At 70.4% G+C, this 12,672-nt stretch carries 8 protein-coding genes; all 8 read left to right on the forward strand.

What is annotated here, in order from left to right; genetic code table 11:
• Positions 1-86 precede the first annotated feature (86 nt).
• Positions 87-1,406 (forward strand): ABC transporter substrate-binding protein, encoded by a 1,320-nt coding sequence (locus tag DEI98_RS16945; RefSeq protein WP_111029963.1) that lies wholly within the window; start codon positions 87-89, stop codon positions 1,404-1,406.
• A gap of 5 nt (positions 1,407-1,411) precedes the next feature.
• Positions 1,412-2,344 carry a carbohydrate ABC transporter permease gene (locus DEI98_RS16950; protein ID WP_258370921.1) on the forward strand — a complete coding sequence of 311 codons (933 nt, stop codon included), beginning with the start codon at positions 1,412-1,414 and terminating at the stop codon, positions 2,342-2,344.
• Complete coding sequence (locus tag DEI98_RS16955; RefSeq protein WP_111101402.1) at positions 2,341-3,219, forward strand: carbohydrate ABC transporter permease; 879 nt, start codon at positions 2,341-2,343, stop codon at positions 3,217-3,219. Before DEI98_RS16950 ends, DEI98_RS16955 begins: the two co-directional genes overlap by 4 nt.
• 119 nt (positions 3,220-3,338) lie before the next feature.
• A complete protein-coding gene (locus DEI98_RS16960; protein ID WP_111101403.1) occupies positions 3,339-5,657 on the forward strand; it encodes a family 78 glycoside hydrolase catalytic domain in 2,319 nt (772 codons plus the stop codon).
• A gap of 439 nt (positions 5,658-6,096) precedes the next feature.
• Positions 6,097-7,269 carry an L-rhamnose isomerase gene (gene rhaI, locus DEI98_RS16965; protein ID WP_111101404.1) on the forward strand — a complete coding sequence of 391 codons (1,173 nt, stop codon included), beginning with the start codon at positions 6,097-6,099 and terminating at the stop codon, positions 7,267-7,269.
• A 4-nt stretch (positions 7,270-7,273) separates the two neighbouring features.
• Complete coding sequence (locus DEI98_RS16970) at positions 7,274-9,358, forward strand: bifunctional aldolase/short-chain dehydrogenase (RefSeq protein ID WP_111101405.1); 2,085 nt, start codon at positions 7,274-7,276, stop codon at positions 9,356-9,358.
• A gap of 52 nt (positions 9,359-9,410) precedes the next feature.
• Positions 9,411-10,898, forward strand: a complete 1,488-nt coding sequence (locus DEI98_RS16975; protein WP_111101406.1) for a rhamnulokinase family protein — start codon at positions 9,411-9,413, stop codon at positions 10,896-10,898.
• Complete coding sequence (locus DEI98_RS16980) at positions 10,895-12,220, forward strand: alpha-hydroxy acid oxidase (RefSeq protein WP_181438078.1); 1,326 nt, start codon at positions 10,895-10,897, stop codon at positions 12,218-12,220. The genes DEI98_RS16975 and DEI98_RS16980 overlap by 4 nt, the downstream gene beginning before the upstream one ends.
• Positions 12,221-12,672 lie beyond the last annotated feature (452 nt).

Raw genomic sequence — 12,672 nt, forward strand, 5'->3', positions numbered from 1 at the left:
GCAGTAACCGGACCCCGCGACGGCGCGGGATCCGGGTCCGTTTCACCCGGGGTACCCCAGCCCCGGGCCTTACGAGGAGGTAAGGAATGTCAGTTCGTTCCGTGACCAAGCGCGCGATCGCCATCGGCGGCGCGACGGTCCTGATCGGCGGGCTCGCAGCGTGCTCGTCCGGCGGCTCCGCCGACGAAGGCGGCGGCAAGGTCGAGATCACCTACCAGGCCGACAACGCCCCGGCCACCGCGGCCACCGCGAAGCCGCTCATCGAAGCCTTCGAGAAGGCCAACCCCGACATCACCGTCAAGTTCGACACCCGGCCCCAGGGCACCGACGGCGACAACCTGATCAAGACCCGCCTGTCGACCGGCGAGGCCGCCGACGTCTTCAACTACAACTCCGGCTCGCTCATGCAGGCACTCAACCCGGACAACACCCTGGTGGACCTGTCCGACGAGAAGTGGGCGAGCGACGTCGACCCGCAGTTCACCAAGGTCGTCAGCACCGACAAGGGCATGTACGGCGCCCCGTTCGGCACGAGCTTCGGCGGTGCGGTGCTCTACAACACGAAGGTCTACGACGACCTCGGCTTGAAGGTCCCGACCACCTGGGACGAGTTCATCAGCAACAGCGAGAAGATCAAGGACGCCGGCGACGTCGCCCCGATCATCCAGACCTACGGCGACACCTGGACCAGCCAGCTCTTCGTCCTCGGCGACTTCGCGAACATCACCGCGCAGGACGACAAGTGGGCGGACGACTACACCGCCAACAAGGAGTCCTACGCCGACGAACCCGCTCTCGCCGGGTTCGAGCACCTCGCCGAGGGCAAGGACAAGGACCTCTACAACGAGGACTACGCCTCGGCCACGCAGGCGAACGGCCTGAAGATGCTGGCCGACGGCACCGGCGCGCAGTACCCGATGCTCACGAACGCGATCTCGGCGATCCAGCAGGACTCCCCCGACGCCGTCGACGACATCGGCGCGTTCGCCCTGCCTGCCGAGGACGCCGCGGACACGAACCTGACGATCTGGGAGCCGAACGGCCTGTACATCCCGAAGACGACCACCGGTGACAAGCTGGCGGCCGCGAAGAAGTTCGTCGCCTTCGCGAACTCCACCGAGGGCTGCCAGGTGCAGAACGACACCGGCACCCCCGCCGGCCCGTACGTCATCTCGACCTGCTCGCTGCCGGACGACGTGCCCCCGATGATCGACGACCTGCAGCAGTACCTGGACGACGGCAAGGCCAGCCCCGCGCTCGAGTTCCTGTCCCCGATCAAGGGCCCGAACCTCGAGAAGATCTGCGTGCAGGTCGGCTCGGGCATCACCACCGCGAGCAAGGGCGCCGACCAGTACGACGACGACGTCGTCCAGCAGGCACAGCAGCTCGGCATCAAGGGCTGGTGATCGGCGTGACCGCGACCCTCACGACGGCGGTTGCCCCGCCGCAGACACGCAAGGCCGGCCGCCCCGGACCAGCGCGCAAGCGGATGCGCTCGTTCTACCCCGCGTGGTTCTTCATCCCCGCGATCGCGCTGTACGTCGTGTTCTTCGCGGTCCCGACCTTCGCCGGGTTCTACTTCTCACTCACCCGCTGGACGCTGTTCGACCAGACCTTCATCGGCTTCGACAACTTCGTCCGGTTCTTCCAGGACCCGCAGCTCGTCTCCGGGTTCGTGCACACCTTCCAGTACGGCTTCGTGACGAGCGCGGCGAAGGTGGTCCTCGGACTCGCCCTCGCCCTGCTCCTCACGTCGCCCGTGCTGGGGCGCGGCTACCTGCGGGCGGTCGTGTTCTTCCCGGTGCTCGTGTCGACCATCGGCATCGGCATCACGTTCAAGGCGCTGATGGACCCGTTCCACGGGATCATCAACGGCGTGCTGGGTTCGGTCGGCCTGCCCACCCCCGGGTGGCTGACCGACCCGGCGCTCGCGCTGTGGAGCGTCGCAGCGGTGGACGTCTGGAAGGGCGTCGGCATCGCGACGCTCATCTTCATCGCCGGCATCGTGGCGATCCCGCAGGAGTACTTCGAGGCGGCACGGGTCGACGGCGCGAGCGCGTGGTCGATCTTCCGGAACATCACGTTGCCGCTGTCCCGCCCCGCGATGGGCACGGTCATCATCCTGTCGCTCATCGGCGGCCTGCGGTCGTTCGACCTGATCTGGGCGATGACCGGCGGCGGGCCGGGGTTCACGAGCGACGTGATCGCGAGCGTGATCTACAAGCAGTACCAGGCCGGGTTCTACGGCCTGTCCACCGCCGGCAACGTGGTCCTGTTCATCGTCGTCACCGCGATCATGGTGCCGATCTCGTGGCTCCTCAACCGCAAGGAGGCAGAGCTGTGACCACGCTCACCAGCCCCCGCGTCAGCACCCCGACGCGGTCCCGCCACCCCGGCCGTGCCCGCCGGTGGATCATCGGCTCGATCGCCATCGTCGTCAGCTTCGTCGTCTTCCTGGTGCCGTTCGTGTTCGTCCTGCTCCAGGCCGCGAAGAACCCCGCCGAGGCGAACCAGCTCGGCTTCAGCCTGCCGACCGACTGGCAGCTGTGGCAGAACCTGCGGGCGGTCTTCCAGAGCGGCGACGGCGGGATCCTCCGCGCGTTCTGGAACAGCGCCCTGCTCACCGTCGGCAGCGTCACCGTCATGGTCGTGTTCTCCGCGATGGTCGGGTACGTCCTGCAGCGGCGACCGAGCAAGTGGAACGGCCTGATCAACTTCTTCGTGCTGGCGGGGCTCATCGTGCCGCCGGCGATCGTGCCGACCATCTGGGTGCTGCAGGGGCTCAACCTGTTCAAGACCATGGGCGGGATGATCCTCATCGAGGCGACCTTCGGCCTGTCGTTCTGCATCCTGCTGTTCCGGGCGTTCGTCGCGACGATCCCGAAGGAACTCGACGAGGCCGCCGTGCTCGACGGCGCCGGCCCGATCCGCCTGTTCTTCGGGGTGGTGCTGCCGCTGCTCAAGCCGGTGATCATCACGGTCGTGCTCGTGCAGTCGGTGACGGTCTTCAACGACTTCACCAACCCGCTGTACTTCCTGCCGGGGTCCGAGAACGCGACGGTGCAGCAGACGCTCTACGCGTTCCAGAGCCAGTCGGTCAGCCAGCTGAACCTGCTGTTCACCGACGTGCTGCTCATCACGATCCCGCCGCTGATCCTCTACGTCTTCTTCAACCGTCAGATCGTCGCCGGCATGACCAGCGGCGCCGTCAAGGGCTGACCTCCCACCCCGGCCTGGAGGCGCGACCCGCCTCCGCCACACCGCCCACCCGGGCGGACGGCCGGGCCCACGACCCCCGCACCGGTCGACGACGACCGGTCGCGTGAAAGGACCACCACATGACCACCTGGACCGCACCGTTCATCGCGGCCGACACCGACCTCGGCAGCGCCCCGATCCTGCGTCGGGAGTTCCCCCTCGACGACGGCCACGGCGCCGTCACCGCCGCCACCCTCGACGTCAGCGCCCTCGGCGTCGTCGAGGCCTGGCTCGGCGGGAAGCGTGTCTCCGACCACCTGCTCGAACCGGGGTGGACGAGCTACGAGTGGCGCATCCGCGTCGTCTCGCACGACGTCACCGAGCACCTGACCGACACGATCCCCGGGCAGCTGGCGGTCCTCGCGCTCGTCGTCGGCAACGGCTGGGCAGCCGGACGCCTGGCCTGGGGCGGCGGCGGTGGCTGGTACACCGACGAGCGCGCCGGATTCGCCGAACTCCGGATCACCTTCGCCGACGGGCACGAGCAGCACGTCACGACCGACACCGACTGGCAGGCCCTGTCGAGCGCGATCACCGCCGACCAGCTCTACGACGGGCAGGACATCGACGCCCGACTCCGCGACGGCTCGTTCCTGACGCCCGGCGAGGTCACCGTGCCCAGCGTCGAGGGGCACCAGGGACGGACGAGCACGGTGCACACGGTCGACATCGGCGAGCGCGAACTCGTCGCCGACACGGTGCCGCCGGTGCGCCCGCTGGCCGAGATCGCCCCGGTGGCGATCTGGACGAGCCCGTCGGGAGCGACCCTGCTCGACTTCGGCGTGAACCTGGTCGGGTGGCTCCGCGTCACCGCGACCGGCCCGGCCGGCACCGTGCTCACCCTGCAGCACGCCGAGGTGCTCGAGCACGACGAGCTCGGCACCCGCCCACTGCGCACCGCGAAGGCGACGGACCACTTCACCCTGCGCGGTGACGACGAGCCCGAGACGTTCGAGCCCCGGTTCACGTTCCACGGGTTCCGGTACGCGCAGGTCGACGGCTGGCCGGGCACCCACGACGAACTCCGCGCCGCGGTCACCGCCGTGCAGGTCGGGTCGGACCTCACCCGCACCGGCACGTTCGCGTCGAGCCACGAGCTGCTGAACACCTTCCACGACAACGTCGTCCGGGGCATGCAGGGCAACTTCCTGAGCGTGCCGACGGACTGCCCGCAGCGCGACGAGCGACTCGGCTGGACGGGCGACATCGCCGCGTTCGCCCCGACGGCCTCGTACCTGTTCGACACCCGGACGTTCCTGGCCGACTGGCTGCGCGACGTCTGGCTCGAGCAGCAGCACGCCGACGGGGTCATCCCCTTCGTGGTGCCGGACGTGCTGAAGTACTCCCCCGCCGAGGACTTCGGCACGCCCGACGCGACCGCCGTCTGGTCGGACGCCGGCGTCTGGGTGCCGTGGACGCTGTACCAGGCGTACGGCGACACCGCGGTGCTCGAGGAGCAGTTCGACTCGATGGCCGCACACCTGCGCCGGGTCCGTGACCACCTGTCCCCGGAGGACCTGTGGGACACCGTGTTCCAGTTCGGCGACTGGCTCGACCCGGACGCCCCGCCCGAGGCCCCGGCCGACGCGAAGGCCGACAAGGGCGTCGTCGCGACGATCTGCGCCTACCGGTCCGCGACGATCGTGGCGGACGCGGCGGAGTTGTTGGGCGGTCACGAGGCGGAAGCAGCGGAGTTCCGGGAACTCGCCACGCGCCTCCAGGCCGGGTTCCGCACCCACTACCTGCAGGACGACGGGCGGATCCTGTCGGACGCGACCACGGTGTACACACTGGCGATCGTGTTCGGGATCCTGTCCGAGCAGGAGCAGGCCGTGGCCGGCGAGCGTCTCGCCGAGCTGGTCGAGGCGTCCGGGTACCGGATCTCGACGGGCTTCGCGGGGACGCCCTTCATCACCGACGCGCTGACGCAGACGGGGCACCTGGAGGACGCCTACCGGCTGCTGCTGCAGACGGAGTGCCCGTCGTGGCTGTACCCGGTGACGATGGGCGCGACGACGGTGTGGGAGCGGTGGGACTCGATGCTGCCGGACGGCACGATCAACCCGGGTGAGATGACCTCGTTCAACCACTACGCACTCGGTGCCGTGGCGGACTGGATGCACCGGGTGGTGGGTGGTCTGTCGCCGCTGTCGCCGGGGTACGAGTCCGTGCTCATCGCGCCGCAGCCGGGCGGTGGGCTGACGTGGGCGGAGACCTCGCTCGACACCGTGCACGGGCACGTCGCGGTGCGGTGGGAGCTCGTCGACGGGGAGTTGCGCGTCCGGGCGACCGTGCCCGAGGGCGTGACCGCGGTGGTGCGCCTGCCGGGTGCTGCGGAGCAGCGGCTCGGCGGCGGCACGCACGACCTGCGCGCACCCGCCGCCGTCCCCGCCGCGTAGGGCGTCTGACGGGCGGAAGGTGGGCCGGTCACGGTGGGTGCGCGGGACGCCTGGCGGCGTTCGCCCGGCATCGCGCCCCCGGGCGGGCTTCGCGCCCCGACTCTTCGGGGCGCAAAGACCGCAACGGGGCGCACAGCCCGCCAGCGCAGCCGCCCCCTCGCTCCGCGAGCAATCCGCCCGTCCCACGCCCGTCCCAGGCTCGTCCCACGCCCGTCCCACGCCCGTCCCACGCTCGTCCCACGCTCCTCCCACGCCCGTCCCACGCCCGTCCCACGCCCGTCCCGTATCGCGCCCCCGTACGCGCATCGCGCCCCGACTCTCCGGGGCGCGATGACCGCAACGGGGTGCGCGACGCAGCACCACCCACCACACGGTTGCGGCAGCCCGCCGCGCGCCGTACTGTATGAAACGATTCAATCGCACACGAGGAAGTGACACGATGACATCGACCCCGAGCTTCGCCGGCATCACCGACCAGCTGGCACGACAGCAGATCGAGCTGCCCAGCTGGGCCTTCGGCAACTCCGGCACCCGCTTCAAGGTGTTCAGCACGCCGGGCACCCCGCGCGACCCCTACGAGAAGATCGCCGACGCCGCCCAGGTGCAGGAGTACACCGGCCTGGCGCCCACCGTCGCACTGCACATCCCGTGGGACCTGGTGGACGACTTCGCCGACCTCAAGCGCCACGCCGAGGAGCACGGGGTCTCGCTCGGCACCGTCAACTCGAACACGTTCCAGGACGACGACTTCAAGTTCGGCGCCCTGACCCACGTCGACGAGACGATCCGGCAGAAGGCGATCGACCACCACCTACGCTGCATCGACGTGATGGACGCCACCGGCAGCCGCGACCTGAAGATCTGGCTCGCCGAGGGCTCGAACTACCCCGGTCAAGAGGACATGCGCTCCCGCCAGGACCGTCTGCACGAGTCGCTCAGCACGATCTACGACCGCCTCGGAACCGACCAGCGACTCGTGCTCGAGTACAAGTTCTTCGAGCCGTCGTTCTACCACACGGACGTTCCCGACTGGGGCACGAGCTACGTGCAGACGGCGGCACTCGGGCCGAAGGCGATGGTCTGCCTCGACACCGGGCACCACGCCCCCGGCACGAACATCGAGTTCATCGTGATGCAGCTCCTGCGCCTCGGCAAGCTCGGTTCCTTCGACTTCAACTCGCGCTTCTACGCCGACGACGACCTGATCGTGGGCGCCGCGGACCCGTTCCAGCTGTTCCGGATCCTGGTCGAGGTCATCCGCGGCGGCGGCTACGACAACCCCGACGTGGCGTTCATGCTCGACCAGTGCCACAACATCGAGGACAAGGTCCCCGGCCAGATCCGCTCGGTGCTCAACGTGCAGGAGATGACGGCCCGCGCGCTGCTCCTGGACCGCGTCGCACTGACCGCGGCGCAAGAGGCACACGACGTCCTCGGCGCCAACGAGGTCTTCATGGACGCGTACCAGACCGACGTCCGGAAGGACCTCGCCGAGTGGCGCGAGTCCCGCGGGCTGCCGGCGAACCCGATGCGCGCGTACCTGGATTCGGGCTACCAGCAGTCCATCGCCGAGGACCGCGTCGGCGGCGTCCAGGCCGGCTGGGGCGCGTAGGAACATGACGAACACAGTGGAGGCACGGGTGGACCCCGCAACGCACGGAACCGACGCAGACACCACGATCAGTGCGCTCATCACGCGCTCGAACGCGCTCGGCTCGGATCCGCGGATCACGAACTACGCGGGCGGGAACACCTCCGCCAAGGGCACCGACACCGACCCCGTCACGGGCGAACCGGTCGAGCTGCTCTGGGTGAAGGGCTCCGGGGGCGACCTCGGCACCCTCACCCCGGCGGGCCTCGCGGTCCTGCGCGTCGACCGCGTCCGTGCCCTCCAGGACGTCTACCCCGGGGTGGAGCGCGAGGACGAGATGGTCGCCGCGTTCGACTACACGCTGCACGGCAAGGGTGGTGCCGCGCCGTCGATCGACACCGCCATGCACGCCCTCGTCGACGCCGCCCACGTCGACCACCTGCACCCCGACGCCGGCATCGCGATCGCCACGGCGGCGGACGGTCCGGCCCTGACCGAGCGCATCTTCGGCGACCGGGTCGTCTGGGTGCCGTGGCGCCGGCCCGGGTTCCAGCTCGGGCTCGACATCGCAGGCGTCAAGCGTGACCACCCGCAGGCGATCGGCACGATCCTGGGCGGCCACGGGATCACCGCGTGGGGGGACACGAGCGACGAGGCCGAAGCGAACTCCCGCTGGATCATCGACACCGCCGAGCAGTACCTCGCGGAGCACGGTGAGGCAGACCCCTTCGGCGGCGTCCGAGCGGGGTTCGAAGCACTCCCGACCGACGAACGTCGCGCACGCGCAGCAGCCCTCGCGCCGACGATCCGCGGCATCGCCGGGCACGACAAGCCGGTCGTCGGGCACTTCACCGACTCGGACATCGTGCTCGAGTTCCTGGCGAGCGAGCGCGCCGAAGCACTCGCGGCCCTCGGCACGAGCTGCCCGGACCACTTCCTGCGCACCAAGGTCAAGCCGCTCATCCTCGACCTGCCCGCAACGGCCTCCGTCGAGGAGCAGACCGCACGCCTGCACCAACTGCACGAGCAGTACCGCGCGGACTACCAGGCGTACTACGACCGGCACGCGACGCCGGACTCCCCCGCGATCCGCGGCGCCGACCCGCTCATCGTGCTGGTGCCCGGTGTCGGGATGTTCTCGTACGGCAAGGACGCCCAGACCGCCCGGGTCGCCGGTGAGTTCACCGTGAACGCGATCAACGTGATGCGCGGCGCCGAGTCGGTCAGCACCTACGCCCCCATCGACGAGACCGAGAAGTTCCGGATCGAGTACTGGGCCCTCGAAGAGGCGAAGCTGCAGCGGATGCCCGCGCCCAAGAAGCTCGCGACGCGCATCGCCCTGGTCACCGGGGCGGCGTCGGGCATCGGCAAGGCGATCGCGAAGCGCCTGGCGGCCGAGGGTGCGGCCGTCGTCATCGCCGACCTCGACCTGGCGAAGGCGCAGGAGACCGCCGCCGAGATCGGCGGCCTCGACCAGGCCATCGGCGTCGCCGCGAACGTGACGGACGCCGCCGCGATCGACCAGGCGATCCAGCAGACCCTGCTGCACTTCGGCGGCCTCGACCTCGTCGTGAACAACGCGGGTCTGTCGCTGTCCAAGAGCCTGCTCGAGACGACCGAACAGGACTGGGACCTGCAGCACGACGTGATGGCGAAGGGGTCGTTCCTGGTGTCGAAGGCCGCGGCGAAGGTCCTCATCGAGCAGGGCCTGGGCGGCGACATCGTCTACATCTCGTCGAAGAACTCGGTGTTCGCCGGGCCGAACAACATCGCGTACTCCGCCACGAAAGCCGACCAGGCCCACCAGGTGCGGTTGCTCGCAGCCGAGCTCGGTGAGTACGGCGTCCGCGTCAACGGCATCAACCCCGACGGGGTCGTGCGCGGCTCCGGCATCTTCGCGAGCGGCTGGGGCGCCAACCGCGCCAAGACGTACGGCATCGAGGAGCAGGACCTCGGCAAGTTCTACGCGCAGCGCACGATCCTGAAGCGCGAGGTCGTGCCCGAGAACGTCGCGAACGCCGTCTACGCCATCTGCACCGACGACTTCTCGCACACCACCGGCCTGCACGTGCCGGTCGACGCCGGTGTCGCCGCGGCCTTCCTGCGGTAGCGACGACCGACGACCAACGAGCGACGACCAACGAACCGAGCAGGAGCACGGCATGCACACCAGCGGCAGCGTCGCCGCGGTCGACCTCGGGGCCACCAGCGGCCGGGTGATCGTCGGCCACGTCGACCCCGACGGAGTCCGGATGGACCACGTCGTACGGTTCCCGAACGGCCCCGTCACCCTGCACGAGGGCGCCGCCGACACCGGCCGCGACGCCCTGCACTGGGACGTCGTCGAGCTGTACCGGCAGGTGACCGAGGGGCTCCGGCGCGCGTTCGCCGAGCACCCCGCGATCGCCAGCATCGGGATCGACTCGTGGGCGGTCGACTACGGCCTGCTCCGCGACGGCCGACTGCTCGGGCTGCCGTCGCACTACCGCGACGACCGGCACCAGGGCGGTGTCGTCCCCGTGCACGACCGGATGGACGCCACCGAGCTGTACGCCCGGAACGGCCTGCAGCACCTGCCGTTCAACACCCTGTTCCAGTGGGCTGCCGACCCGTCGCTGCAGCTCGCGCAGCGTGCGCTGCTCGTCCCCGACCTGCTCGGGTACTGGCTGACGGGGGTCGAGGCGACCGAGCGCACGAACGCCTCGACGACCGGGGCACTGAACGCGACCACCCGTGGGTGGGACCCCGCGGTGCGGGCTGCTGCGGGCCTCCCGGCCGGACTGCTGCCCACGCTGCGCGACCCGGGCGACCGACTCGGCCCGCTGCTGCCGTCCGTCGCCCAGCTCGTCGGCGGGCAGGCCGACGTGACCCTGGTCGGCTCGCACGACACGGCGAGCGCCGTCGTCGCGGTGCCCGCGACGGAGCCGGACTTCGCCTACATCTCGTCGGGCACGTGGTCGCTCGTCGGCGTCGAGCTCGACGCGCCCGTCCTGTCGGACGCGGCACGACGCGCGAACTGCACGAACGAGGGCGGTGTCGACGGCCGCGTCCGGTTCCTGAAGAACGTGTCCGGACTGTGGCTGCTGTCGGAGAGCGTCCGCACCTGGGAGCGCGGTGGCGACCACGTCGACCTGGAGGCCCTGCTCGCCTCCGCCGCGGCCGTCACCGCCCCGGTCCCCGTCTTCGACCCCGCGGACGAGTCGTTCACGGCACCCGGCGACATGCCGGCGCGGATCGCCGCGTGGTGCGCGGCGCACGGGCTGAGCGCCCCCGCGTCGCGGGCGGAGTTCGTCCGGAGCATCCTCGAGTCGCTCGCGACGGCGTACGCCGAGACCCTGCACACCATCGCCGACGTGACCGGCAAGACCATCCGGGTCGTGCACGTCGTGGGCGGGGGCTCGCAGAACCGGCTGCTCTGCCAGCTGACCGCGGACCGCACGGGCCTGCCGGTCGTGGCCGGACCGGTCGAGGCCACCGCACTCGGCAACGTGCTGGTGCAGGCGCGCGCCGCTGGACTCGCGGGCCTCGGAGGGGCTTCACTGGAGGCACTCCGCAGCATCGTCGCACGGAGCGTCGAGCCCGTGCGGTACACCCCGTCGGCGCCGTCGCGCGCCGATCCCGATCGATCCCCCGTCAGGAGCCACGCATGACCACGACCGACGACCAGCACCGGATCGACCCCGCGACCGGGGCACCGGCGCCCGCGACCGGCTCCGCGTCCGCCGCTCGCACCCGGGTCAAGCGGCAGCTGCCGACGGTGCGGGACCTCGCCCCGCTCATGCAGTTCAAGAAGCCTTCGCTGCCGGGTCGGCGTCAGCGCCTCGAACAGGCCTTGACGATCTGGGACCTGCGGGACATCGCCGCCCGCCGCACCCCGAAGGCCGCGTTCGACTACACCGAGGGTGCGGCCGAGGCGGAGATCTCACTGGCCCGCGCCCGGCAGGCGTTCGAGGACATCGAGTTCACCCCGGCGATCCTGCGGGACGTGTCGCGGGTGGACACCTCGCGTCAGGTGCTCGGGGCACCGGTGTCGTACCCGTTCGGCATCGCGCCGACGGGTTTCACGCGGATGATGCAGACCGAGGGCGAGCGGGCCGGCGCCCGGGCCGCCGGACGTGCCGGCATCCCGTTCTCGCTCTCCACGATGGGCACCACCGCGATCGAGGACGTCCGCGACGCCAACCCGCACGGGCGCAACTGGTTCCAGCTGTACATGTGGAAGGACCGCGAGAAGTCGATGGCGCTGGTCTCCCGCGCCCAGCAGGCCGGGTTCGACACCCTGCTCGTCACCGTTGACGTGCCCGTCGCGGGTGCGCGGCTGCGGGACAAGCGGAACGGGTTCTCGATCCCGCCGCAGCTGAGTGCCCGGACCGTGGTGAACGCGATCCCGCGGCCGTGGTGGTGGTTCGACTTCCTGACGACCGAGCCGCTGGCGTTCGCGTCGCTCGACCGCTGGTCCGGCACCGTCGGCGAGCTGCTCGACCACATGTTCGACCCGACCGTCACCTACGAGGACCTCGCCTGGATCCGTGACCAGTGGCAGGGCAAGATCGTCGTGAAGGGCGTGCAGTCCCTGGCGGACGCCAAGCGTCTGGCGGACCTCGGGGTCGACGGCATCACGCTGTCGAACCACGGTGGCCGGCAGCTGGACCGCGCCCCGGTTCCCTTCCACCTGCTGCCCTCCGTGGTCAAGGAGGTCGGGAAGGACACCGAGGTGCACCTCGACACGGGCATCATGTCCGGCGCCGACATCGTGGCCGCGGTCGCACTCGGCGCGAAGTTCACGATGGTCGGCCGCGCCTACCTGTACGGGCTGATGGCCGGCGGCGAGGCCGGGGTGGACCGGATGATCCAGATCCTGTCCGAGCAGATCGAGCGGACCATGCGGCTGCTCGGGGTGGCCTCGCTCGACGAGCTCGAGCCGGGGCACGTGACGCAGCTGCAGCGGTTGCAGCCGATCCCCCGGGCCTGAGCGGTCGGCTCCCCGTTCGTTGCATCGTGCACGTTCGGGCGTCGGACACCGGGCGTTCGTCGGTCGATTTCCGTGACGCCCCCCGAACGGGTCACAAATGATGCAAGATGTCCGTGGACGTGTCAACGAAACCCTCGGCATCCGGCCGGCTGGTGCGTCCGTCCCTCCCCGCATCCTGCGCCCGAGCATCCACGAGGAGCCCGACATCTCGACCCGAAGCACGTGCACGCCCTCGCGCGGCACGACCCCACGGACCACCCCCACACCCCCGACCACCCGAGGGGGTACCCGATGATCCGCCACCGCGCGATCCTGGCGGTCGCGACCGCCGGCGCCCTGGTCCTCGGTGTCCCCACCGCCGCCTCCGCCCGCACCTGGTGGGGCTGGGACGGCGAACGCCGCTGGCACAACGCCCCGGTGAACCCCACCCCGACGCCGGCCCCGGACGAGAC

It is taken from the genome of Curtobacterium sp. MCLR17_034 (assembly GCF_003234485.1).
Classification (GTDB): domain Bacteria; phylum Actinomycetota; class Actinomycetes; order Actinomycetales; family Microbacteriaceae; genus Curtobacterium; species Curtobacterium flaccumfaciens.